This is a genomic window from Microbulbifer sp. HZ11 (assembly GCF_000708675.1).
GTDB lineage: Bacteria > Pseudomonadota > Gammaproteobacteria > Pseudomonadales > Cellvibrionaceae > Microbulbifer.
Map to the genome: position 1 here is coordinate 260,638 of NZ_JELR01000001.1, position 24,230 is coordinate 284,867.

General features: G+C 55.8%; 20 protein-coding genes. 12 read left to right on the forward strand and 8 right to left on the reverse strand.

Annotation, left to right across the window (positions count from 1 at the left end):
* Positions 1 to 145: 145 nt before the first annotated feature.
* From rdgC to AU11_RS01155, 6 genes are all read right to left on the reverse strand, one after another.
* Complete coding sequence (gene rdgC / locus AU11_RS01130) at positions 146 to 1,138, reverse strand: recombination-associated protein RdgC (RefSeq protein WP_043315831.1); 993 nt, start codon at positions 1,136 to 1,138, stop codon at positions 146 to 148.
* Between the two features lie 131 nt (positions 1,139 to 1,269).
* Positions 1,270 to 1,581, reverse strand: a complete 312-nt coding sequence (locus AU11_RS01135) for a YceK/YidQ family lipoprotein (RefSeq protein ID WP_043315832.1) — start codon at positions 1,579 to 1,581, stop codon at positions 1,270 to 1,272.
* A gap of 43 nt (positions 1,582 to 1,624) precedes the next feature.
* A complete protein-coding gene (locus AU11_RS01140; protein WP_043315834.1) occupies positions 1,625 to 2,263 on the reverse strand; it encodes an HAD hydrolase-like protein in 639 nt (212 codons plus the stop codon).
* A 44-nt stretch (positions 2,264 to 2,307) separates the two neighbouring features.
* The gene (gene ybaK / locus AU11_RS01145; RefSeq protein ID WP_043315836.1) at positions 2,308 to 2,775 is read right to left on the reverse strand and encodes a Cys-tRNA(Pro) deacylase; all 468 of its coding nucleotides are present in this window, start codon (positions 2,773 to 2,775) and stop codon (positions 2,308 to 2,310) included.
* Between the two features lie 98 nt (positions 2,776 to 2,873).
* A complete protein-coding gene (locus AU11_RS01150) occupies positions 2,874 to 4,346 on the reverse strand; it encodes an aminoacyl-histidine dipeptidase (protein WP_043315838.1) in 1,473 nt (490 codons plus the stop codon).
* Positions 4,347 to 4,498: 152 nt separating this feature from the next.
* Positions 4,499 to 6,448, reverse strand: coding sequence for a VacB/RNase II family 3'-5' exoribonuclease (locus tag AU11_RS01155; protein WP_043315840.1), 1,950 nt, complete (start codon positions 6,446 to 6,448; stop codon positions 4,499 to 4,501).
* 369 nt (positions 6,449 to 6,817) lie between these two features.
* On the opposite strand from AU11_RS01155, the gene AU11_RS01160 reads away from it, so the two are divergent.
* From AU11_RS01160 to AU11_RS01170, 3 genes are all read left to right on the forward strand, one after another.
* Entirely contained in the window at positions 6,818 to 7,906 is a 1,089-nt protein-coding gene (locus AU11_RS01160) for a Glu/Leu/Phe/Val dehydrogenase dimerization domain-containing protein (RefSeq protein WP_043315842.1), read from the forward strand.
* A 258-nt stretch (positions 7,907 to 8,164) separates the two neighbouring features.
* Positions 8,165 to 10,960 carry a pitrilysin family protein gene (locus tag AU11_RS01165; protein ID WP_231491400.1) on the forward strand — a complete coding sequence of 932 codons (2,796 nt, stop codon included), beginning with the start codon at positions 8,165 to 8,167 and terminating at the stop codon, positions 10,958 to 10,960.
* Positions 10,961 to 11,103: 143 nt separating this feature from the next.
* Positions 11,104 to 12,444, forward strand: a complete 1,341-nt coding sequence (locus AU11_RS01170) for an amidohydrolase family protein (protein WP_081847867.1) — start codon at positions 11,104 to 11,106, stop codon at positions 12,442 to 12,444.
* A 172-nt stretch (positions 12,445 to 12,616) separates the two neighbouring features.
* Here AU11_RS01170 and AU11_RS01175 read toward each other — a convergent pair whose 3' ends face one another.
* Together AU11_RS01175 and AU11_RS01180 are read right to left on the reverse strand one after the other, a co-directional pair.
* Positions 12,617 to 13,342 (reverse strand): SIMPL domain-containing protein, encoded by a 726-nt coding sequence (locus AU11_RS01175; RefSeq protein ID WP_043315846.1) that lies wholly within the window; start codon positions 13,340 to 13,342, stop codon positions 12,617 to 12,619.
* A gap of 68 nt (positions 13,343 to 13,410) precedes the next feature.
* A complete protein-coding gene (locus AU11_RS01180) occupies positions 13,411 to 14,508 on the reverse strand; it encodes a hypothetical protein (RefSeq protein WP_231491404.1) in 1,098 nt (365 codons plus the stop codon).
* 225 nt (positions 14,509 to 14,733) lie between these two features.
* On the opposite strand from AU11_RS01180, the gene AU11_RS01185 reads away from it, so the two are divergent.
* The 9 genes from AU11_RS01185 to AU11_RS01225 all read left to right on the forward strand — a co-directional run bounded on the left by AU11_RS01185 (position 14,734) and on the right by AU11_RS01225 (position 24,227).
* Positions 14,734 to 15,174 (forward strand): VOC family protein, encoded by a 441-nt coding sequence (locus tag AU11_RS01185; protein WP_043315848.1) that lies wholly within the window; start codon positions 14,734 to 14,736, stop codon positions 15,172 to 15,174.
* 56 nt (positions 15,175 to 15,230) lie between these two features.
* Entirely contained in the window at positions 15,231 to 16,343 is a 1,113-nt protein-coding gene (locus AU11_RS01190; RefSeq protein ID WP_043315849.1) for a hypothetical protein, read from the forward strand.
* Positions 16,344 to 16,419: 76 nt separating this feature from the next.
* Positions 16,420 to 17,094, forward strand: coding sequence for a GntR family transcriptional regulator (locus AU11_RS01195; protein WP_043315851.1), 675 nt, complete (start codon positions 16,420 to 16,422; stop codon positions 17,092 to 17,094).
* Positions 17,094 to 17,402 carry a DUF6122 family protein gene (locus tag AU11_RS01200; RefSeq protein ID WP_051686841.1) on the forward strand — a complete coding sequence of 103 codons (309 nt, stop codon included), beginning with the start codon at positions 17,094 to 17,096 and terminating at the stop codon, positions 17,400 to 17,402. Before AU11_RS01195 ends, AU11_RS01200 begins: the two co-directional genes overlap by 1 nt.
* Before the next feature lie 362 nt (positions 17,403 to 17,764).
* Positions 17,765 to 19,114, forward strand: coding sequence for an aspartate aminotransferase family protein (locus AU11_RS01205; protein WP_043315855.1), 1,350 nt, complete (start codon positions 17,765 to 17,767; stop codon positions 19,112 to 19,114).
* A 98-nt stretch (positions 19,115 to 19,212) separates the two neighbouring features.
* Positions 19,213 to 20,598, forward strand: coding sequence for a glutamine synthetase family protein (locus AU11_RS01210; RefSeq protein ID WP_043315857.1), 1,386 nt, complete (start codon positions 19,213 to 19,215; stop codon positions 20,596 to 20,598).
* A gap of 387 nt (positions 20,599 to 20,985) precedes the next feature.
* The gene (locus tag AU11_RS17595; RefSeq protein ID WP_051686842.1) at positions 20,986 to 21,798 is read left to right on the forward strand and encodes an OmpW family protein; all 813 of its coding nucleotides are present in this window, start codon (positions 20,986 to 20,988) and stop codon (positions 21,796 to 21,798) included.
* 249 nt (positions 21,799 to 22,047) lie between these two features.
* Entirely contained in the window at positions 22,048 to 23,445 is a 1,398-nt protein-coding gene (locus AU11_RS01220; RefSeq protein WP_081847868.1) for a glycosyltransferase family 4 protein, read from the forward strand.
* The gene (locus AU11_RS01225) at positions 23,445 to 24,227 is read left to right on the forward strand and encodes a class I SAM-dependent methyltransferase (protein ID WP_051686843.1); all 783 of its coding nucleotides are present in this window, start codon (positions 23,445 to 23,447) and stop codon (positions 24,225 to 24,227) included. Before AU11_RS01220 ends, AU11_RS01225 begins: the two co-directional genes overlap by 1 nt.
* The last annotated feature ends 3 nt before the right edge of the window (positions 24,228 to 24,230 follow it).

The window sequence follows — 24,230 nt, forward strand, 5'->3', positions numbered from 1 at the left end:
ATTCCTGCGAAACCACGCCTTGATTGTGAACCGCTCTGAAAGCCTGAGGCATCATGGACTTGGTCAGAGGTTCCCTTGATTCGGGCTGGCGTAAAAAACATTGCTGGAACCGGCTGGTCATTTGGGGGCGATTTCGCTCCCGCCTCTACACAACCTCTTCCACTTCAGTGCTGAGCTGCTGCTCGCGATCCTCGCGGCTTGCGCGGGCGACGATCTCATCAACACTGGCGGTGTCCGTATTGAGCCCGCCGAAGGCGCTGAGCAGGTCCTTCAGTAGGGCGGAGATTTCCAGGGTCATTACCGAGAATTCAATATCGAATCGCTGGGCCGCGTTGTCCGCATCCACGTTGTCAGCTTTCTCGGTAACCGCATCACTGAATTTCAGGCGCTTGATCGCTAACTGGTCGTCCACCATCAACTCAACGCCATCGCGCCAGATCAGGCCAAGCTTGTGCACCTGCATACCGGCCACCAGATGGTTGTGAATCTCTTCCGCGCACAGGTCCTGGTTCTTACAGCGGATGACACTGCCCGATTCCTGCGGGTCGCGCAGTTCGCACTCGTGGCCGAACTCGAAGTTGGCGGGTGCCTCCGGGGCGGTCAGCCAGTGGGTCATGGACTGCTGGGGGATATTTTTCGCGGTCAGCGGAATTACAGACAGGCTGCTGATAGCTTCGCGCAGGTTTTCCAGCAGCTCTTCGGCAGCCTTGGCGGAAGAGGCATTGACCACAATCCAGCCATCTTTCGGGTCGATATAGGCAAACTGCAGCCTGGAGCGTGCGAAGGCTTTGGGTCGCATTTCCAAGAGCACTTCGTCCTTGAGGTTTTGCCGTTCTTTGCGGCCAACACTGCGGGCTTCCTTTTCTGAAATGGCGAGGGCCATCTCTTCGACCTTCTCGTTTACCACTGCTGCGGGGATGACCTTTTCCTGCTTTTTCGCACATACCATCAGGTAGCCGTTGGCCGCATGCACCAGCTCGGTACCGTGCCGGCCCAGAGGGGGAACCCAGCCGTAGCGGGCCATATCCTGGCTGCCACAGGGGGTGAAGACGTCCGGCTCGAGCATTTCATTCAGTTGCTCGGCGGACAGGGAAAATTCGCGGGTGAGACGGTATACGCGCAGGTTTTTAAACCACATACAACAGGCCAGGAGTCGATTGGAAAATTTGGCCGCGCATTATGCGATGTAAGCGGGCAGGGAGCCAGCCAAAGTCGGGACCGGCGGTTCCCTGCGGGCTTGGCGCAGCCGGAAAATATTGGTCAGAATTTCTACAGATCTACACTGCCTTGCTGACTTTGCGCATAGATGGTGTAGGGCAGTGCGACGGTGTCGGTGGCCGCTGAAAATACACTGTCGACCAGGTAAATACCTACCAGTGGGGCAAAGTAAATGGAGCTTCCATTGGAATTCAACTTGCACATATTGTAGGCAACACCGCTGTATACCCGGGGCACACTGACACACCCCGAGTTCTTCTGTTTCAGGTTGCGGGCTATCTCTGAGTCAGAGCTGGTCAGAGTGGTCACGGTGCCACAACCAGAAAGAAGCGCGAGGGACAGGGTACATAAAATGCGTTTCACGAGATTTCCTTTTATTTTGCTATCGGCAGTCGGACCACAGAAATCAGAAGATGTTCAGGATTTCGGATGGGTGGCGGAACAGGTGGCTGGGTGTGTGTTTCTCGAGCTCTTCTCTGGAGCCGTAGCCCCAGAGAACGCCGGCACCGGGGAGGCCGTTTTGTGCAGCAGCGGACAGGTCATAGCGCCGGTCGCCAATCATGAGGGAATTGTGCCCGATTCTGTTTTCTTTGAGCAGTGTCTCAAGCTGTTGCCCCTTGGTGATACCCACATCACCGCCACTGACAAACTCGAAATAGTGGCGTAACTCAAACTGTTCGAGAATTCGCGTGGCAAAATCGGCTCTTTTTGAGGTACATACACCCAGGCGAATGCCGTCTTGCATATTGAGTTGCTGTAGCATGTCAGCGATTCCGGGATAAAGCCTGTTCTCCGCATAGCCTGTTTCGCCGTAGCGCTCACGGTATTTATCGACCAGGGCCCGGACATGGGTGTTGTCGTCGGAGCCAGTGAGGTGCGCGAGGGTCACCTCCAGAGGTGGGCCAATATGCGGGGTAAGTTGAGTTGCGGGCCGCGGTGCGTAATCGAAGGCTTGCAGGGCGTAATTCATGGAATTCACGAAACCATCTGCGGGGTCACTCAGGGTCCCATCCAGGTCAAATAACAGCCATTCATATTTACTCATGTATTGCTCCTGAGTCTAATTTCAATTTCCAGCAGGTGCGGAGATTATGTGGCCAGCGGAGCAAGTTTTCCTCGGGTCAGCTCCAATAAGTCATTGGGGGCCAGCTCAATCTCCAATCCGCGGCGGCCGGCACTGACATAAATAGTGTCGTAGGACTTCGCTGTAGTGTGCAGGAACGTAGGTAGCGGTTTTTTCTGGCCAAGTGGGCTTACCCCACCAAGTACATAGCCTGAAGAGCGTGTCACCGCATTTTTGTCGGCCATCGCTGCTCTTTTTGCGCCCGCTGCCTTGGCGATCAACTTCATATTGAGTTGACCCTCCACCGGTAGCACGGCTACCGCCAGCGATTTTCCATCCAGGGATACCACCAGGGTCTTAAACACCCGTTGCGGTGCCAGCCCCAGCTTTTCCGCCGCTTCCAGACCGTAGGATTCAGCCGCTGGATCATGGGAATACTCGTGAATCTGAAATGTCACGTTCGCTTTTTCGGCGGCTTTAATTGCGGGGGTCATGCTGGGTACCTATCCGGTTTTCCACATTCTCTCCCGTTTACTTCCGCAATACAAAACGGCCCGGCGTGCTGGCCGGGCCTTTTTGAAGCGGTTACGGTTTATTTCTGCGGAATTGCGGAAACCACTCTCACAAAGTAATCCCAGAAGTTTGCCACGCTCTGAATATGTACCCGCTCTTCTGGCGAGTGGGCGCGGCGGATGGTGGGGCCAAAGGAGACCATGTCCCAGTTGGGGTAAGGCTTGGCGAGCAGGCCACACTCAAGCCCAGCGTGGATTACTTTGACTTCCGGTTCCTTGCCTTCCATTTCTTTGTAGACATCTTTCATTAGCGCCAACAGCGGAGACTGCATATTGGGGGTCCAGCCTGGGTAGGCGTTGTCGAGGCTGGCCTCGGCACCGGCGAGTTGGAATGCGGCGGCGACGTTCAGGCCGTGTTCGTCCCGGGCACTGTCAGACAGGCTGCGTACTAGGCACTGGATTCTTACCTGATAATTGCCGCTTTCGCCGGTCTCGGTTACTACGCGAGCAAGGTTGTTCGAGGTGTCGGCGATGCCTTCCAGTGCGGTGCTCATGCGCTCCACCCCGTTGGGGCAGCAGCGGATGCAGTGAATCAATTTTTGCTGTGTTGCCAGGTCCATCACCACTGCGGGTATTTCAGCGGTTTCCAGTGCAATGTCCAGTTTGGGTTCATTATCGAACTCAGCTTTGATGGTTGCGCTTGACTGCTGCACGATATCCCTGAAGAGCTCAGCGTTACCTTCCGGTACGGTAACAACGCTGAAAGATTCCCGCGGGATGGCGTTGCGCAGGCTGCCACCGTCTAGGCTGGCGATGCGCAGTGCCGGAATCTGTTGTTGCGCCGTATCGATAATGCGGTTGGCAATCTTGTTGGCGTTGCCGCGACCTTTATCGATATCCAGGCCGGAGTGCCCGCCGCGCAGGCCGCGCACACTTAATTTGAAGGCCTGGTGACCTGTCTTGACCGGCTCGGCGACGTAGGGCAGGGAAATATTCACGTCGACGCCACCTGCGCAGCCCACATACAGCTCGCCTTCATCTTCGGTATCCAGGTTCAGCAGCAGTTCTGCCTCGAAGTGGCCCGGTTGCAAGTGTTTGGCGCCGGTCATACCCGCTTCTTCGTCAATGGTCAGCAGGGCTTCCAAGGGTGGGTGCGGAATATCGGTGGATTCCATCAGTGCGAGAATGGCCGCGACGCCGATGCCGTTATCGGCTCCCAGGGTAGTACCTTCTGCCGTGACCCATTCGCCGTCCATATAGGGTTTGATGGAGTCGGTCAAGAAGTCGTGCTGGGTATCGGCATTTTTCTGCGGCACCATGTCCACATGGCTCTGCATGGCCAGAGTTTTTCGATCTTCCATACCGGGGGTGGCCGGCTTTTTAATGATGATATTGCCGATCTGATCCAGTTTAACGTCAAGACCGCGGCTTTTCGCAAAGTCGACAATATAAGCCACCACCTTGTCTTCGTGTTTGGATGGACGTGGTATTTCACAAAGCTTTGCGAAGTGTTTCCACAGCGGCGTCGGTGTCAATTCTGCAATGGTCGACATGGTGTTTCCTTTTTAAACGTGAATCATCGGCTCCGGGGTGTGGAGCCGGTGACGGCCACAGGCTTTTGGTCAGTGGCTGGATGTTTAGTTACTCTGAGTCGGTGACCGAGTGTGTCCGTCAGACTACTGGGCGGCTAAAGTGGCAGCCGCACTTACGCGCTAGCAGATTCGTTTGCGACCAGCTCAAACGCGATGCGGCGCTTGTCGGTATCTACTGCCGCAATTTTTATCTCAACTCCCTGGTCGAGTTGAAAACGTTCCTTGCCGCGGGTGATGCGCAGACGTTTGCCGTCGAACTCAAACGGGTTCTTTTTACTATTGAATCGTACGAAGCCGTTGATGCCGTTGTCATCCAGACGTACGCCAATACCGGCGCCGTTTACCAGAGTGACTTTCCCAGTAAAGGTCTCCCCGATTTTATTTTCCAGAAATTGGCAGTAGAGCCATTGTTGAAGAGCGCGATCGGCCTGTCTGCCGGTAGTGACGCTTTGTTGCAGAGACTCACCGTCATCGCCAGTGAAAACGGGTAGAGGCTGTGCTTCTGCAGCGGCACGCAGCACCCGGTGATTGTGCATGTCATTGAATTTACGAATCGGGGAGGTGACTGTGGCATAGTGGGCGAGTCCCAGACCCAGATGCGCAGCCGCATTCCCGGAAAGCTCGCCGGGGCGGAGCATGCGCTTCAGCACCGCCAGTACGTTTTTCGATTCGTCATCGCCTCGGGATGCGAGCGTCTTGACCAGATTCAGGTAAATATCCAGTTGGTGCAGATCCTGGTCTGCAAATTCGGGCATGGCATCTTTCAAAAGTGCGCGGATTTCCGCCATGCGCTCGTCACGGAAGCCCAGGTGCACCGAGAAACACCCTCCGCCAAGTGCGGCGAGCTTTTCTCCGGCGCAAATATTGGCTGCGAGCATGGCTTCTTCCACCATGCGCTGTGCGGATGAACGCTCCTGTTTTTCAATACGCTCGATTTTGCGCTGTTCGTTGAGAATCAGCTCGTAGTCCGGGCGATCCTCCATTACCAGCGAGTGGCCGGCACGATATTGGGCGCGGGCCTTACTGAGAGCATCCAGTTCACTGAGTGGTGCATGGTGTGCCGTCGGCACAGCGCTGGCATCGCCGTCAATAAACCGCGCCACTTGCGCGTAGCTGAGTTTGTGCTGTGAGCGAATCGTGGCAAATTCGTAGTCAAATCCGTTCAAGGCGCCGTCGCTAGTGATGGTAATGTGCATCACCAGCGCTGGGCGTTGCTCCCCTTGCAGTAGTGAGAAACTGTTTTCGCAAAGGTTGGCAGGCAGCATGGGAATGGTTTCACCAGCGAGGTACACGCTGTTCGCCCGTGCGCGAGCTTCTTTATCCAGCGGGCTCTCGGCTTCAATCAGACTGGAAGGGTCGGCGACGGCAATATGCAGTTTCCAGCCATTTTCAGTTCTGGTCACGGCGATGGCATCATCCATATCGCGGGTGCTTTCCGCATCGATGGTGACAAACCCCAGGTCAGAGAGGTCTTTGCGCCCGGCGCATACACTCTCGAGTTGCGAGGGAATGGCTTCCGCCTGTTTCAGCGCAGCCTCGGAAAATTCATTGGGCAGGCGATGCTGCGCTACTACAAAGGCGTGCTCGATGCCCGCCATATCCGGTTTGCCGATGATGTTCTCGACCTTCGCCTGGGACTTGCCATCCTTGAACGGGTGGCGGGTAATGCTACAGGCAATAAACTCGCCCGGTTGGGCCTTGCCGCGCGCCTTGGGCGGCAGGAAGATCCAGCGGGATAGCCCGTGCTCACTGGGCTGAATAAAGTGACCCTGGCCTCGTTGGATATATTGACCTACCAGATATTTCAGGTCGGATGCGATCAGGCTGTCCAGCTCTGCCGACAATTTACCTTTATCCTCCTCCGTTAAACTGACTTTTACCCGGTCTCCGGGAAAAACGCGGTCCATTTCCGCAGGAGGTAAGAATGCCTCCCGCCCATCATCCAATACCACAAAGCCAAATTTTCCATTGGCGCCACGCACGCGGCCTTCGGCGAATTCCTTGGTGGAGCGGATATCGGTCTTCAGCTGGGAAAGCTGCTTGAGGGCGTCGGCATTGAGCATAACCAGATCTCTGTAACTCTGTCTGTAATGGGGGAAATCGGCGGAAGACCGCATCAGGGCGCGGATTCTACCAGACGAGGGTTTCCAGACCAGTTGCCGATGGCGCTTGCCGGCCAATTTACCCTATTGGATCGACTAAAAAATGACCAGATGGCCTGCCTGATCACCTGCGAAATATTTATCCCAATTTGTTTCTTGGATTAGGATGTTCTTGGTCGTGTTTGATTGATTCATGCAAAGATCGCAATGATAATTTGCTGCTGCTGGCTATATTCTTAGTGGCTACAATAAATCGCGGTTGCGGGTTGTGTCGACAAAATCGGCCGCGCCTGGCGCCGTAGTAATTCCGACCTCTGGAGAGGAATGCACATGAGTATTTTTTCCCATCCTGCCTACGACAATCACGAAGAAGTTGCTTTTTACCACGACGCCAAAAGCGGCCTGAAAGCGATTATTGCCGTGCACAATACCAATCTGGGGCCCGCACTGGGTGGGTGTCGTATGTGGCCATACGCGGATGATGCAGAGGCGCTGAATGATGTGTTGCGCCTGTCGCGCGGTATGACCTACAAATCGGCCATGGCCGGTCTCAAGCTGGGTGGTGGCAAGTCGGTCATTATCGGCGACCCGCGCAAGCAGAAAACTCCTGAACTGTTGCGCGCCATGGGTGACTTTCTGAATACCCTGGGTGGGCGCTATATCACCGCCGAAGACAGTGGCACCAGCGTGGCCGATATGAAGATTATCGGCGAACGCAGCAAATATGTATCTGGTGTGATTGCCGGTCAGGAGCACGGTGGTGATCCTTCGCCTTCGACTGCATATGGCGTATTTGTTGGCCTCAAAGCCGCAGCTGCCCACCGATGGGGGCGCACCGATCTGAGTGGCATGAAGGTCTCTATCCAGGGGGTCGGTAATGTGGGCTTCCGCCTTGGCAAACTGTTGAAGGATGCGGGTGCCGAACTGTTTGTTACGGATATTTTCCAGGACAACATCGATCGCGCGGTAAGCGAATTGGGTGCCACAGCCGTTGGTGCCGATGAAATTTTCGATCTGGATGTCGATCTGTTTGCCCCCTGTGCACTTGGTGCCATTCTCAATGACAGCACTATTGATCGCCTCAAAGTAGGCGCCATTGCCGGTGCCGCGAATAACCAGTTGGCGGAAGAGCGCCACGCTCAGGTACTTAAAGAGCGCGGCATCCTTTATGCCCCGGATTATGTGATCAATGCCGGTGGCATTATCGATGTTTATTACCAGCAGCTGGGTCAGGAGCAGGGTGAGTACAATGCCGCTCAGGTGAAGGCGCATATTGAAAGTATCGCCACCACCATGGAAGAGGTTTTCCAGCGTGCTGACGAAACCGGCGATACCACTGCACAGGTCGCAGACCGCGTTGCCGAAGAGCGGTTCGGCCACAAAGATGCGCTGAATGGCACAGATTCCGCCGCCGCCTGATTTCTCTTTCCTTTTTTCGCCCCGGTACATTTGGCACTGGGGCTGCAGTTTTCCTCTGGCGACATGTCGTCTCTCTGTGAGGTATTCTTCGGGCGCTACGGCGCCCGCTTTTTTGCCTACACTGTTACTCGCGTACCATACGTGATATTCCCGTCACACCTTACCGTTCACGACTTGAATGGCGTTCCCAGAAAATCAGGCTAATTGACAATGGACATGCGATTTTCCCGGCTGTTTTTACCCCTGTGTGCTTCTTGTTTGATTTTTGCTCTGGTCGGGTGCGATCGGCACCAGGGCGATGCAAGTGGCGACGAAAACGTGCACAAGGCGCTCACGGTGGATAAGCAGGCTGCGGCCAGCAGCAAAGCGGCCGCCAGTGGAAATGCCGCTTTTGTGAAAGCCCCCGATATAGAACTCTCGTACCACAAAGAAGTACTGAAAAATGGATTGACGGTGATCGTGCATGAGGATGATAAAGCGCCGGTCGTCGCCATCAATATCTGGTACAAGGTCGGGTCGAAAGATGAACCCCCTGGGAAAACCGGGTTTGCCCATCTGTTTGAACACCTCATGTTCAACGGTTCCGAAAACTTTCCGGGCGAATATTTCGAGCCGTTTCAACGTTCCGGCGCTACGGACATGAACGGTACCACCAATAACGATCGCACCAACTATTTTGAAACTGTCCCGGTGGGTGCCCTGGATATGGCTCTGTGGATGGAGTCGGACCGCATGGGTCACTTCAAAGGCGCCATTAGCCAGGAGAAACTGGATGAACAACGTGGCGTGGTAAAAAATGAAAAGCGCCAGGGTGAAAATGCGCCTTATGGCACCGCGTTTGATGAAATCGCCCGCGCAACCTTCCCCTCAGACCACCCATATTCCTGGACCACAATAGGATCGATGCAGGACCTGGACAATGCCAGCCTGGAAGATGTTAAGCAGTGGTTTTCCGATTACTACCAGCCGGCCAACGCCATTCTGGTCATTGCCGGGGATATCACTGTCGCGGAAGCCATGGAAAAGGCGCGTAAATATTTCGGTAATATTCCCAGTACCTCTGTGCCACCGAAATTGGAAAACTGGGAGTTGCCCACGCAGGTCGAGAAGCGCAAGGCGATTACCGATCAGGTCCCTCAGACCCGCATTTACAAAGTCTGGAACGTGCCAGCCATCGGTAGCGAAGAAGAAAATGCACTGGACCTGATGACGTCGCTGCTCGCAAACCGAAAAAACTCATGGCTTTACCGCCGTCTGGTGCGCGATGAACAGGTTGCTACCAGTGTCAGTGCGTTCTATTACGGCCGCCAGCTTGCTGGTCAACTGATCATTATGGTGGATGTAAAGCCCGGTCAGTCTGTTGAAAAAGTGGAAACGCTGCTTGATCACGAACTGGAGGCGTTCGTGAGCACGGGAATTAGTGCCGATGAGTTGCGCCGGATCAAACAGAGTGAATTTGCCAGTCTGGTAAAGGGACTGGAGAAAATTGGTGGTTTTGGAGGGAAGACGGATATTCTCGCGCGCTCTGAGTTCTACTATGGCGATCCGGGAGCACTGATTAGTGGCCTGGATGACTATGCAAAAGTCTCGGTGGCGGATGTTCAGGGTGTCGCGCAGGAGTGGCTCACCTCCGAGCAGTTCACTCTGGTCATATCCCCTCAGGAGGAATACACGACAACCGGCCAGGACGTTGACCGCAGCACCTTGCCGTCGATCGACAAGACTGTTGATCTTGAACTGCCGGAACAGCAGGAATTTACACTGGAAAATGGCTTGAAGGTTGTGCTGGCTGAGCGGCACGATACCCCCGCTGTGTTTATGAGTCTGCAATATCGCAGTGGCGCATCCGCAGATGGTGAAACCCCCGGGTTGGCTTCCATGGTGGCGCGAATGTTGAGTGAGGGTGCCGGTGAGTATGACAGCCTGTCCTTCAGCTCGCGTCAGGAAGAGCTGGGGGCGAGTATTGGCGCCAGCAGCGGGCTCGATTACAACACACTGAGTTTCAGTGCGCTGAAATCTCAGCTGAAGCCATCGTTGGAGCTGTTTCGCGATGTGATCTCAAGTCCACTGTTTCCGGAAGATGATCTAAAGCGGGTCAAATCTAACTGGTTGGACTCCATTCGCCAGGAAGAGGCGCAGCCCCAAGGGCTGGCGATGCGTAAACTGCCGCCCCTGCTGTATGGTGAAAATCACCCCTATGGCGCGCCACTTACTGGCTCTGGTACGCCCGAGGCCATCGAATCAATTACCCGTAAGGATTTGGTGAAGTTCCATCAGACCTGGTTGCGCCCGGATAACGCCCAGCTGGTTGTTGTTGGGGATGTAACCAAGCCGGAAATTGAAAAGCTGCTGAATGAAACCCTCGGCAACTGGACCGCGCCGGCAGAAGCGTTGCCCTCTCTGGAGATCCCGCTGGTCGAGCGCCCGCCCAAGGCGCGAGTGTATTTGCTGGATCGTCCCGGTGCTCAACAGAGCTATATTATGGCGGGGCTGATCATGCCTCCGTGGAACCCGCAGGGAGCGGAAGCGTTTGATGCTATGGCGTCGGCGATCGCGGGTAAATTTACATCACGCATTAACATGAATCTGCGGGAAGATAAGCACTGGTCCTATGGCGCCCGGGCTGTTTCCATGGATGCAGAAGCGCAGCGTCCATATATCGTGGTCGCCCCGGTCCAAACAGACAAGACCGCGGCGGCGATGAAAGAGCTGGTCAAGGAATATCGGGATTACCTCGGTAAGCGCCCGATCAAGGACAGTGAACTGAACGATTACAAAGATGATGAGGTACTGAAACAGAGCGCCCGCTTTCAGACAAAAGGTCAGTTACTATCCAGTATTGCCTGGCAGGTGGAGAAGGGGTTACCCGCAGATTACATTGCTGATTACCCTGAGCGTGTGGCGGCACTGAGCAAAGAACAGGTGGAGAAAGCGGCGAGAGAATACCTGGCTCCGGACCAGTTTACCTGGCTGGTGGTTGGCGATCTGAAAAAAATTCAGGAGTCGATTGAGGCATTGAACCTGGGGCCGGTTGAGGTGCTCCCAACCGATTAAACATGTATGTCACCTTATCCGTAAGCCCGAAGCAGTCCGCTCCGGGCTTTTTTTATGGCCTCAGATTACGTTAAATTGCACCGGACCTATAAATCAATAATACCGGGGCGGCGACTGCCGGGCCCGAAATGGCCGGATTACTCATGATCACATTGACATACATACTCAACGGGCTCAGACGCTGTCTGGGTGGGTTGCCCGTTTTGTGCACATTACTTCTCGCCACCTTCACAACCCTCAGTACTACAGTGAATGCGGAACAGATTGCGGTGCACGCGGGCTGGCTGTTCGATAGTGAAAAAGGGCGCCTGCTGGAAAAACGTACGGTACATATCGTGGATGGCAAGGTGGAGTCTGTGGAGCGAGGCTTCAACCAGCGCGAAGGTGAGCGGGTAATCGATCTCCGCGCTTTCTCTGTGTTGCCCGGCTTGATGGATATGCACACGCACCTCTCCTATGAGTTTGGGCCGCGTACTTACACAGAGGCCTTCACGTGGAACCCGGCGGATTACACACTGCGCTCGGTGAATACAGCGGAGCGAACTCTCAAGGCTGGTTTTACTACCGTGCGGGATCTCGGAGACAGCGGCAACGTCACGGTCAGTCTGCGCAATGCCATCAATCGGGGCGATATCATTGGCCCGCGGATATATACGGCAGGTAAATCCATCGCTACCACCGGCGGCCACGCAGACCCGACCAATGGCCATCGTCACGACCTGATGGGCAGCCCCGGCCCGGCGGAGGGTGTGATCAATGGTGTGGCCAGTGCCCGCGAGGCTGTGCGGCAGCGCTACAAAGAGGGTGCGGATCTGATCAAAATTACCGCCACCGGAGGCGTGCTGAGTGTGGCCAAAAGTGGCCAGAATCCGCAGTTTATGCAGGACGAAGTCGAGGCGGTGGTAGAGACGGCAAAAGACTATGGGCTCACCGTGGCGGTGCACGCCCACGGAAAAGAGGGTATGCAGCGGGCAATTCGCGCGGGTGTGGATTCTATCGAGCACGGCACCTACATGGATGATGAGACCATGGGGATGATGGTGGACCATGGCACCTGGTATGTGCCAACGCTGCTCGCCGGTGACTGGGTCACTCAAAAGGCCGCGGTGGAGGGTTTCTTCCCGGACATGGTACGTACCAAGGCAGCCAAAATTGGCCCCCTGATCCAGGATACGTTCAATCTTGCGCACAAAAAGGGCGTGAAAATCGCGTTTGGTACCGATACCGGGGTAAGCCGGCACGGGGATAACGCGAAAGAATTTGCATTGATGGTGCAGGGTGGTATGAGCCCTGCCGATGCGATCCGCTCGGCCACCTGGAATGCGGCACAGTTGCTGCAGGTCCAGGATGAACTGGGCAGCATTGCCCCGGGTAAGTGGGCGGATATGGTGGCGGTGATTGGTAACCCCTTGGAAGATATCACTACCCTTGAACGGGTTCGGTTTGTGATGAAGGGTGGGGAGGTTTACAAGCAGCCCGAGTGATTTCGAAGGCTGAATAGTGCGTATGCGTTTGGGCGAACGTGGCACTGACGGGGATAGGTGTGTGAGACCTTCACCGCCAGGGATGGCGGTGCAGAGCCCCCAGGGATGGGTTCACGGCGTGTCTCGCACACCTATCCCCGACAGTGCCACCGCTACCGGGGCAAATAATTTTTTACTTGGCTAGTTCAAAAACGAGTTCCACATTCACCGATACCGAAGTCTCCCCCGGCGCCACCGGCGTGCTGGCACTGTCTTTGGCCATGGCACTTTCTGCGCGCATTACCATTGGGCGCGGCATGCCGCCGTGGCTGCCCTCCGAGATGCTCACAATTCTACGTACCTTGGTACCCAGTGCTTCCGCATAGGAGTCCGCGCGGGCCTGAGCCATTTTCAGGGCTTTTTCCCGGGCTTCCCCCAGCAGGGGTTCCGGATCGTCGATGGAGAAACTGGGGCCGTGGATCTGGTTGGCACCTTCCGCGGTCAGTGCGTCGATCACTTTGCTCAGGTCATCCAGTTTGCGCACGGTAATACTCACACTATTGCGGGCCTGGTAGGCAATGATCTTGCGTTCGCGGTTGGGCTGGTAGTCGTAGCGCGGGTTGAGGCTGATGCCGCTGGTCTGCACATCTTTTTCCTCGATACCGGCTTTCTTGATTGCCCGCATGACTTTTTCCATCTGCTCAGCATTGGCCTGCATGGCTGCCTGGCTTTCATCGGCTTCGGTAACCACGCCCGCGGAAATGTTTGCGATGTCTGGTACCTGGCTGGCTTCTCCCTGTGCCGAGATACTGATCAATGTGCCTGCCGGGCGCTCGTCGGTGTCGCTACCGCATCCGGTTGCGAAAATGGCGAGGCCGGCAATCAGGCCAGCGGAGAAAAGCTTTATGGTCTTGTGCATGGCGAATCCTTATGTTGCCAAAAGTACTTCTCGTTACGGCGGCCATTGTGGCGCCAATAAGATGAATATCAGGTGAACAGACGTTCGAATGTTTCGCTTTCCGGATGGTACAGGGCAAAGCCGAGGCGCAGCAATTGCTGGCGCCGGTCACACAGCACATTCTTTTTCCGCAGCTGCGCCTGGAGTCTTTCTGCTGCATCGGCACTGCCACAGCGGAAGGTGAAAAAGTGGCCGTGGCCATTTTCCAGGTCGTGTGCGATAAGGTTTTTCCGGTTCAGGATCGGGTGCGCGGCGTTGTCCATGGCTTGCAGAAAGCGTTGCTGATTATTTTGCACATAGCGGTGGATGTTGGGTATCGTCACTTCTTCCTGCCGATACAAATCCAGTACCGCGAGTGCTTTGTACAGTGGTGAGAAATCCATAGTGGCGCCAGCAAAACGCAGCCAGTCATTGCCAAAACCGACACCTTCAGCGCGATTTTCCAGCTCTGCCATCTCTGCAAACCAGCCGGTGTTGAGTGGCCGCAATTGGCAGCCTCGCGGGATGCTCATGAAGCACATGCCCTCACCAGCGCCGAGATATTTGTAAGATCCTGCGGTGTAGAAAACCTTGTCCGCTACGGTGCCGAGATCGGTGGGGCGGGCAAAGAAACCATGGTAGCCGTCGATCACCATTTCTGTGGTTTCGGGTTTGCGCTCGGCCAGCGCCAGCAGATCCGGAAAGGCAACGCCGGAGTCAAAGAAGACCTGGCTGGCGTAGGCCAGCTGGTACTGCCCGGACTGCAGCTCCTCATCAAAGCGCTCCGCCAGCGTGGCGTAGGGCAGGGTGGGTATGCGGGTTACCTGCACATTGGGCAATTCTTCCAGGCGCAGCAATTGCCGGGTAAAGCTGTAGAATTCGCCGTCGGTGGTCAGGATGCGCAGGGGCTCGTTCAGATCAAATGCACTCAGCAGCCGGAATATCAGTTCATGGGTATTTGGCGCCAGCGCGATTTGCTCCGGCGCGGGCAGGTTGAGTGTGCTTGCAATACTTCGCTGAAAGGCCGGTATCATCTCGCCAAAAATCTTCTCCCACTTGAGATCGGCCATGGCCGCAGCGTCCTGCCAGTAGGCATTCACCGCATCCAGGGTGACGTCGGCCCAGTAGTGGTGGGAGTGGCATGCCATATGCAGAACCGGCAGGTCGCAGCCAGGAGAGGCAGCTTTTTGGGCGGCCTGTAAAAAATGTCGATAGTATTTTTGATACATTTCGCTCTGGTAACTTTATCTGGGATGGCTAAATTGTCATCCGTTATTCGATGTACTAGGGAACCTCTGAACAAGTCGGCAATGTTGTCGTATGGCTTGAACAAAGAATCCCTGAGATTTTAATCCCGCAAAGGAGGCGTTGCAGTGGAATATTTGCACACAATGGTGCGTGTCACCGACCTGGAAAAATCTTTGGAGTTTTATTGCGACAAATTGGGCCTGTACGAGGTCAAGCGCAATGATTACGAGAAAGGTCGCTTCACTCTGATATTTCTGGCGGCGCCGGGAGACAAGAGCACAGCGGATGCCGACGCGCGGCCCTGCCTTGAACTGACCTACAACTGGGACCCGGAGTCATACTCCGGTGGCCGGAACTTTGGCCATCTCGCCTACCGCGTAGACAATATCTACGAAACCTGTCAGCGCCTGATGGACATGGGGGTCACCATCAACCGTCCGCCACGGGATGGTCATATGGCGTTTGTACGGTCCCCGGACAATATTTCCATCGAATTGTTGCAGAAGGGTGACTCTCTGCCGCCGCAGGAGCCCTGGGCGTCTATGGAGAACACCGGGGAGTGGTAACCCGCCACAGGTAATCGCAGTTAACGAAGTACGCTGTAGTTGAGTTGAGAGTAAAGATGGTGAAGCCAAACAAACCCCGAAGCTGTGTGATTCTTGCCGGCGCCAGCGCGGCCCGGCGAGTGCGAGAGGAAGGTCTCAATCAGGGCATGGTGTCCACCCTGGTCGGAGCATCCGGCGGCCCCAAATGGTTGTCGATCAGCCAGTTGGATCGGGTACTGATTGGCGAGTTTTTCCGCGACCGCAAAACGCCCATCGCTACTCTCGGCTCATCCATCGGTAGCTTCCGCAACATGTGTTACGCCACCGCCAACCCGATGGCTGCGCTGGAAAAGCTTGAGTACGGCTACGTCAATCAGACGTACGCCAGCGACCGACCGTTGCCGGCGGAGATTACCGGTGCTGGTGAGAAGATCCTGCTGGATGTGCTGGGGGAAGAGGGCGCGCAGCAGGTGGCGGATAACCCCGTGTGGCGCAGCCACTTTGTAACCGTGCGTGGACGCGGGCCGCTGGCCAGTGAGAAAAAAGCCCTGCTGGCGCCGGCGCTGCTGGCGTCGGCCCTGGCGAACGCGGTCAGTCGCCGCAGTCTGCGAGCGTTTTGGGATCGGGTGGTATTCCACTCTGGCGAGGCGCCGAGTGTGGCTTTTCGCAACCTCAGCACGGTCAACACTCCGCTCAGTGCAGATAATGTGTGCCCGGCGGTGCTCGCCAGCGGATCTATTCCCCTGGTGATGGCCGGAGTGCCCACGCCCGCCGGGGCCCCCACAGGAAACTACCGCGATGGCGGTATCACCGACTACCATTTCGACCTCGGCTTTGAGCACCCGCAGGGGCTGGTTCTGTATCCCCACTTCTTTCCTTATATGGTGCCGGGCTGGTTCGACAAGAGCCTGCGCTGGCGCTGGGTACGTGGGGGCGCCATGGAAAATGTGATTCTCGTTGCACCGTCGCCGTCCTGGGTGGCCAAGTTGCCCTTCAGCAAAATCCCGGATCGGGACGATTTCGTGAAGCTCTCTACCGAGGAACGCCTCAAGTACTGGAATGCGGTGACCGAAGCGGGCAAACAGGTAGCGGAGGATTTCTTCGAATTGTGGCAAACTGGCGCCATTGCCAGCGAGTTGATCGAAGTTGGCAGCGACCAGGCACCCCACAAGCTGGCCCTTTCCGCTTAGGCGGCGTTCAAGCCGTGCGTGACGGTGCCTTAAGGACTGAATCCGTGATCGCGGGACCAATAGCAAAAGGCCACCAGTGAAAGACGCCGAGTTTACCGAACCGCAGGAAGAATTCCGCACGACCCAGGAACGGGTTTACTACCAGGTACGGGATGCCATACTCCGCGGTCAGTTTCTGCCTGGAAATCCAATTACGATTCGCGGCCTTGCCGCGGAGCTGGGCTGCAGCCCGATGCCCGTGCGCGAAGCGCTGCGGCGGTTGACCTCAGAGCGGGCGCTGGAACTGTCGGATACGCGGCGGGTCACGGTGCCCACCATGACCCGGGAAAAACTGGACGAAATCTGTGCGGCGCGAGTGGCGCTGGAGTGTCAGGCCGCAGCTCAGGCTTTGCCCCACGTCGGCGAGTCAGAGCTGGAGGCTTTGCGTGCTCTGGATGATCGGGTCACAGCGGCGCTGGATAAAAACGATATTCAGGAATATGTGACAGGTAACCTGGATTTTCACTTCACCCTCTACCGTCTCGGGCGCCCGCATATCATTTTGTCCTTGATCGAGAGCCTGTGGCTGCAAACGGCACCATTGCAGCACCTGGTTTTTCAGCGCTTCGGTGTCCAGGAGTTGCCGGACAGGCACCAGGACCTGGTTGAGGCCATTGCGCAAAAAGACGAGCAAGCCGTGCGAACGGCCATCCGTCAGGATATCGAAGAGGGTCTGGGTTCTATTTCTGCTGAAGAGTTAATGCCGCACTGATGTTCAGTTATTTACATATCGTTTTACATTTCCTGATTCCCCTCGCCATCGCCTGGTATTTCTTTCGTGACGAATGGAAGAAGGCCGCGCTGTTTATGCTGGCGGCAAACCTGGTGGATCTCGACCACCTGCTTGCGTCGCCGATGTACGACCCGGATCGCTGCAGTATCAACTTCCATCCTCTGCACACTATGTTCCCGATTTCTTTCTACGGCGCGATGATGTTTCTGCCGTGGAAGCCGGTGCGTTGGCTGGGTATTGGACTGGTTACCCATATGCTGTTGGATGCCATCGACTGTGGAATTTGATTTGGTTTCCCCCAGCCTGGAGCGATGGTCTTGGGGCGAGAGTCTCCATATGACCACCCGGTGCATGCTTCGCTGAATGCTTAGCCTATTTCCCGGTTGTGTAATTCGTTAGCGAAACCTTATTTCCCGCATCTTTACCCTCCGATACCCTCCGATAACTCCGCAACCACTGCACGTTGTTTGGCACTACGCTTGTGCTTGCCGTGCTACTGTGATTTGGCGGGAATATCGTGTTTGTGACCTCCCGGTGAATAGCAGTTGCACTACTTCCGTTCTTACCCCTAAAATGTGATCACATTTTGTGGCGGCCGCTTCGGAGTGCCGTGGTAGCCGCTGGCGTCATTCGAATCAGGAGTGAGTTCATGAACAAGAGCCAGTTACAACAGCATGACCGCGAGCACCTGCTGCACCCGTTTACGGATTTCAGCGATCTGGGTAAACAGGGCACCCGTGTGATCACCAGTGCGGAAGGCGCTTATATCACCGACATTGACGGCCACAAAATGCTCGATGGCATGTCCGGCCTCTGGTGCTGCAACCTGGGCTACAGCCGTCGGGAAATCAGCGAGGCCATTTACGAGCAGCTGAACAAGCTACCGTTCTATAACAGCTTCTTCCAGTGCACCACCGTGCCCTCTATCGAGCTCGCCGACCTGTTGTCGGAGGTGACGCCGGCGCACATGAACAACGTATTCTTCACCGGCTCCGGCAGTGAAGCCAACGATACCAACCTGCGTATCATCCGCCGCTACTGGGACTTGCTGGAGCAGCCAGAGAAGCGCATCGTGATTTCCCGTACGAACGGCTACCACGGGTCCACCATCGGCGGTGCCAGCCTGGGTGGTATGAGCGGTATGCACAAGCAGTTCCAGAAACTGGATTACATTGAGCATATCCAGCAGCCTTACTGGTTCGGCGAAGGTGGTGACATGTCACCGGAAGAGTTCGGCGTGTACGCTGCCCGCTGTCTGGATGAGAAAATTCAGGAATTGGGTCCGGAGAAAGTCGCGGCCTTTATCGCCGAGCCCATTCAGGGTGCTGGCGGTGTGATTATTCCGCCGGAGACCTATTGGCCAGAAGTGAAGAAGGTGCTCGATCAGTACGACATTCTGCTGGTGATGGACGAAGTGATCTTTGGCTTCGGGCGCACCGGTGAGTGGTTCGGTGCGGACTACTACGGCATGAAGCCGGACCTGATGACCTTTGCCAAGGCCGTTACCAACGGCTATTTTCCGCTGGGTGGCACCATGGTGAGCGACCGCGTAGCGGAAGTGATCAAAGCCAAGGGTGGCGAGTTCACCCACGGCTACACCTACTCGGCCCACCCCGCGGCCTGTGTTGCTGGCATTGCCACCCTGAACATTCTGCGCGAAGAAAAGATTATCGAGACGGTGCGGGATACCACCGGGCCGTACCTCGCCAAGCGTTGGGCCGAGCTGGCAGATCACCCGATTGTCGGGGAGGCTCGTAGCCTAGGCCTGGTTGGCGCCCTCGAGCTGGTACAGGACAAGGGAAGCCGAGCGCGCTTTGACGACAAGTGCACCGCCGGTGCGGTATGTCGCGATATGAGTATCAAGAATGGCCTGGTGATGCGTGCCACCGGCGATACCATGATCATCGCACCACCGCTGATTCTGGACACTACCCAGATTGATGAACTGGTAGAAAAAGCCCGTCGCGCACTGGATGATACCGCCAAAGCCATGGCGTAAACTCCGTGAGTGGCTCCTGTGGTTACCAACTGCGGGAGCCCACGTATTCAGCCAATGCTCTATCAGCCAATATCCACCAATTGTGTGAACCCTTTTTTATGGCAGCAGAACAACAATATCAGCCACCGGCGGAGATCCTGGAATCGTCGGAAACCTTCCTCAAAACGCACCCCGAACTGAAATGGATTGAGGGCTTTGCCTTTGATATCAACGGTGTGCCGAGAGGCAAGTGGTTGCCGGCGGACTCCGCCAAGAAGCTGTTGGCTGGTGGCCTGCAAATGCCGCGCAGCGCCGTCAGTCTGGATATCTGGGGTCGCGATATTGAAAATAGCCCGCTGGTGTTTGCCAGTGGTGATAGCGACGGCGTGTGCCATCCGGTTTCACCCATTTGCCTGGCGCCCTGGCACCGGGAGCAGACTGCACAGCTGCATATGCAGTTGTTTGAGGCGGATGGCAATGTGCTCTACGCAGACCCCAGGGCGCAATTACAAAAAGTTGTCGAGCGTCTGGGTAAGCTGGGCTACAAGGCGGTTTGTGCCACCGAGCTGGAGTTTTACCTGTTGCGGGAAGAGGCCGATGAGCTGGGGCGCCCGCGCCCGGTTAGCGACAACGACTCTGACCTGGTTCCTTCCACCGATGTGTACGATCTTGCCGAGCTGGACGCACAACGGCACTTTTTTGCCGACGTGCGTGCTGCCTGTGAAGAGCAGGGGATACCAGCGGATTCAATCCTCTCGGAATGCGCACCTGGTCAATTTGAGATCAATCTGCTGCACTGTGATGATCCGGTAAAGGTGGCGGACCAGACCCTGTTGTTCAAACGCTTGTTGAAGGGGGTGGCACGCAGTCACGGTCTGCGGGTAAGCGCGATGGCCAAGCCGTTTGGTGAGCTGGCAGGCAACGGCATGCATGTACACATGAGTCTGGTGGACAAAGACGGCAATAACGTTTTTGACGATGGCAGTGATGAAGGGGCGGAGTTGCTGCGCCACGCTGTGGCAGGAATGATGCGTACGGCCAATGACGCCATGGCGATTTTTGCCCCACACGCCAATTCGTACCGCCGTTTTCAGGAAAGCAGCCACGCGCCACTCAACCTGTGTTGGGGGTATGACAACCGCACAGTGACGTTCCGGATTCCTGCCAGTGAGGCAAAAGCCCGCCGAATTGAACACCGTATCTCAGGCGCTGATGTCAATGCCTACCTGGTGTTGGCGGCAATTCTCGCTGGTGTGTGCCACGGCCTGGAGAATAAATTACAGCCGCCAGCACCGGTTGAGGGCGATGCCTATCAGGTGGAAAGCGAACAGCTGATCAATACCTGGGATGGCGCTCTGAAGCAGTTCGAGCGCAGTGCACTTTGGCGGGAATATCTGGACCCGGAGTTTGTTGAGCTGTTTGTTTTACTCAAACGTCAGGAGCAGGCGGAGATTGCCGCCCGGGTGACTGATGTGGAGTACCAGAGCTACCTGCAACGGGTCTGATGATCCTGCCGGTCTGCATTTTTATCACTTCATATACTTCCGGCGTGGTTTGCGTCCACAACCCAAAGGGTTTGATGACAGATGGGCTGGCAGGGGGAAATGCTCTGCTATACCTAAACACAGACAGCTGTGCACTTGCGTTCACAGCCGGTCGCAAACTCTCCTCCTGAAAGTGTGTTCGAGAAATCTGGCCCGCCATTTGGCGGGCATTTTTTTTGCCCGAAAACTTTTTGCAGAAATTTCTTCCCATTTGCGGGTTAAACCTTAGTCGGTACTTGCTGTTTTCCTGAAAACTCCACCTATACTGAAACTAACCGCACGCACGGGTCACTTTTTATTCTGTGGCCCCGGCGGCCCTGGAGCATTTCGTGTTAAAAGGAGTTACCCATGCGAACCAAGTCCCTTCTTCTGCCGCTGGCGATTGCTGCCGCCAGCGCGACTTCTCCGGCATTTGCCGATTTCAACGCCGGTGATTTCATTGTGCGTGTTGGCGCGGCCTACATGGACCCGGAGAATTCCGCTTTCTCCCAAAGCACTATTGTGGATGTCATTGACCCTCTGGATCCGGAAGAGACGATCAGAGTAGAGCTGGGTGATGCACTGGACCTGGATTCAGATACCACCTGGTTTATCAACGGCACTTACTTTGTGGCGGACCACTGGGCTGTTCAATTGAACTACATGGGCGCCGCCAAACTGGACGCGGACTACACCACTTATGTCATTGGCGAAAACATCGATTTTCGCAGCTACGACAGCCTCGGTAATTTCGAAACCAACATCACAAGCGCATTCGTTAACTGGTATCCGGTCTGTGTCGAGAGCTGGGTCCAGCCCTATGTGGGAATTGGCGTAAACTATACGGATATTGACCAGGATTTCCTGCGTCCGGTATTTGTTGAAGACGTCACTAATGACAACGGTCAGGTTGTCGATCGGGTAAACCGCGGCCTGGTGAACTTCGGCAGCTCCTGGGGTTGGACTGCTCAGGTTGGTATCGACATCGAATTTGGTCGTGATGCCAACTGGCTGTTCAACGCCTCTGCGATGTATGTTGACGCCTCTCCGGAAGTAGAAATTGGTGTTGATGATGTGATTCTGAGCAATGGCATTGCGGTTGAGAGCATCCGTTACCGGGACGATCTGGACATGGATTCCTGGGTGTTCAATCTGGGCGTGGGTTACAAGTTCAGTTTCTGATCGGATAAGTGCTCCAGACATCATTGCCTCGGTGCGCCACACGGGCGGGCCGGGGCTTTGTCGTGCCTGTATGGGTGAAAACTGATCGCACTCTCACTTTGCGAGTGATCCTGATAGTGCCCGCGGGCTGAAAAGTCTTGTACCGGACGTGGACGGATTCTGTCTAGCGGTCATAACCGCGCCAGTGTATTCTTCGCCTTTCTTGGCACCGGATCAGACGCCAGCCAGAACGATAAATACGGGGAAATTATGACCGCCTTGGGGAATCATACAGACGGTCCATCGGCCGGGTTGCGGCCACTGCATATCTGCTTGTTGGGGTACCGTAGCCACCCGCATTGTGGTGGTCAGGGAATCTATCTCCACTACCTGAGTAAAGCCCTTGTTGAGGCAGGGCACAGGGTTGATGTCATTTCGGGGCAACCGTACCCGGAACTGGACCCTCGGGTGAAATTGATAAAAATGCCCGGCCTCAATCTCTACGAGCATGAACATCCCACTCGCGCCTTGAAGCTTAAGCACCTGCTGAGCTGGGCGGATTTTTACGAATGGTTCGGCAAGTTGACCGGGGGCTTCGTTGAACCGTACACCTTCGGCCGGCGAGTGGCGCGTTATTTACGCCGGCACCGGGGCCGTTACGATGTTGTGCACGATAATCAGTCTCTTTGTTACGGGCTGCTTGATATCGAGAAGGCGGGGTTGCCTGTTGTTGCCACCATTCACCACCCGATTACCCGCGACCGTCAACTCGCACTGGATGCTGCACCCGACTGGTTTTACCGGCTGCTGGTACGTCGTTGGCACAGTTTTCTCGGAATGCAAATCAAGGTTTCACGCAAGCTCAAGCATATTGTCACTGTGTCGACGCAATCACTGAACGATATCGTGTCCCAGTTCGGCGTCAGGCGTGAGCAGCTGAAATTGATCTATAACGGCATCGACACCAACATTTTCGCCCCCCAGGCCGGCGTGGTGCAGAATCCGATGCGCATAATGACCACGGCTTCTGCAGATCAGCCGCTGAAAGGGTTGCGTTTCTTATTGCAGGCGATGGCGCTGCTGCGCGTGCGTCACCCTGAGCTGGAATTACTGGTGGTGGGGAAATTGAAAGAGGGGGGAGCTACCGAACAGTTGCTGCAGGAGCTGAAACTGCAGGACTGCGTAACCTTTGTCTCGGGCATTTCCAATGAAGAGATGGTTCGTCATTACGCCTCATCCGGTATGGTGGTATGCCCGTCTCTTTACGAAGGTTTCGGACTGCCCGCAGGAGAAGCCATGGCCTGCGGTATCCCTGTTATTTCCAGTGATGGTGGTGCACTGCCCGAGGTGGTCGGGGATGCGGGTATTGTAGTGCCGGCCGGTGACAGTGGTGCGCTGGCCCGCGCCATTGAGCAACTATTACAGGACCCGGCCTTGCGTATGTCGTTGGGTGAAGCGGGGCGCCGCCGGATCGAAGAGCAGTTCTCCTGGCAGGTGGCGGCGACACACCTGGTGCGCTTTTACCGGGAAATCCTCGCTGCTGGCAACGAACGCACGAACTCAATTGATCGTGCGGTTGCCCATGCGCCAGGCGGTGTTGATGGAGAAACCGTTGAGCGGTCGGAAATCAGTGCTGAAGCCGCCGCGCGCCGTGGGGAAGCAGCCTGATGATTACTGTTGATCCCCGTCGCTTGAACCTGCAAGCCGGCCAACGTGTGTTGGATCTTGGTTGTGGGGAAGGTCGCCATGCCATCCACTTTTCAATTACCGATCAGGTAGACATTTTCGGCCTTGACCTGAGCGCGAATGATCTGGCGACCGCCGCTGAACGTGCGCAGCCTTTTGCCGAATGTGGCCAGCAGAGGGGACGCCTGCAGTTGTGTGTGGGAAATGCGCTGCAACTGCCATTTCCCTCAAATTTTTTTGATGTGGTGATTTGTTCTGAGGTGCTGGAACATATCGAAGATTATCAAGGGGTTCTTCAGGAAATTTATCGCGTGCTCAAGCCCTGCGGTATTTTTGCTGCGACTGTCCCTGCGTTTTTTCCTGAGTGGGTGTGCTGGAAACTGTCCGATGCTTACCATCAGGTTGAAGGTGGCCATATCCGGATATTCCGCGAGAAAAAATTACGGTATGCCATTGAAGCGCTGGGGCTAACGTATTTCGCCCGGCACAAAGCCCATGCACTGCATGCGCCTTACTGGTGGCTCAAATGCCTGTTCTGGGGGCGGGATGACTCGCCGGTTGTACGTCAATACCACCGTTTGCTGGTGTGGGACATGATGGAGCGTCCGCGAATTACCCGCTGGGTGGAGACGCTGTTAAACCCGCTGCTGGGCAAAAGTGTCGCGTTGTATTTCGTGAAGTCTTCGGCAGAGGATAGCGCTGGTGTGCCACTGTCAGTGGCCGCGGCCGGTGCCGCCGGTTCCCGAGAGGAGCAGGCTGCATGAGTC

Coding starts and splice junctions, on each gene's coding strand:
- AU11_RS01220 (WP_081847868.1), top strand. CDS start 22,048: ATGACCGCCTTGGGGAATCATACAGACGGTCCATCGGCCGGGTTGCGG.
- AU11_RS01150 (WP_043315838.1), bottom strand. CDS start 4,346: ATGTCGACCATTGCAGAATTGACACCGACGCCGCTGTGGAAACACTTC.
- AU11_RS01170 (WP_081847867.1), top strand. CDS start 11,104: ATGATCACATTGACATACATACTCAACGGGCTCAGACGCTGTCTGGGT.
- AU11_RS01225 (WP_051686843.1), top strand. CDS start 23,445: ATGATTACTGTTGATCCCCGTCGCTTGAACCTGCAAGCCGGCCAACGT.
- ybaK (WP_043315836.1), bottom strand. CDS start 2,775: ATGACCCCCGCAATTAAAGCCGCCGAAAAAGCGAACGTGACATTTCAG.
- AU11_RS01205 (WP_043315855.1), top strand. CDS start 17,765: ATGAACAAGAGCCAGTTACAACAGCATGACCGCGAGCACCTGCTGCAC.
- AU11_RS01180 (WP_231491404.1), bottom strand. CDS start 14,508: ATGGCATGCCACTCCCACCACTACTGGGCCGACGTCACCCTGGATGCG.
- AU11_RS01210 (WP_043315857.1), top strand. CDS start 19,213: ATGGCAGCAGAACAACAATATCAGCCACCGGCGGAGATCCTGGAATCG.
- rdgC (WP_043315831.1), bottom strand. CDS start 1,138: ATGTGGTTTAAAAACCTGCGCGTATACCGTCTCACCCGCGAATTTTCC.
- AU11_RS17595 (WP_051686842.1), top strand. CDS start 20,986: ATGCGAACCAAGTCCCTTCTTCTGCCGCTGGCGATTGCTGCCGCCAGC.
- AU11_RS01155 (WP_043315840.1), bottom strand. CDS start 6,448: ATGCTCAATGCCGACGCCCTCAAGCAGCTTTCCCAGCTGAAGACCGAT.
- AU11_RS01140 (WP_043315834.1), bottom strand. CDS start 2,263: ATGAGTAAATATGAATGGCTGTTATTTGACCTGGATGGGACCCTGAGT.
- AU11_RS01190 (WP_043315849.1), top strand. CDS start 15,231: ATGGTGAAGCCAAACAAACCCCGAAGCTGTGTGATTCTTGCCGGCGCC.
- AU11_RS01200 (WP_051686841.1), top strand. CDS start 17,094: ATGTTCAGTTATTTACATATCGTTTTACATTTCCTGATTCCCCTCGCC.
- AU11_RS01160 (WP_043315842.1), top strand. CDS start 6,818: ATGAGTATTTTTTCCCATCCTGCCTACGACAATCACGAAGAAGTTGCT.
- AU11_RS01175 (WP_043315846.1), bottom strand. CDS start 13,342: ATGCACAAGACCATAAAGCTTTTCTCCGCTGGCCTGATTGCCGGCCTC.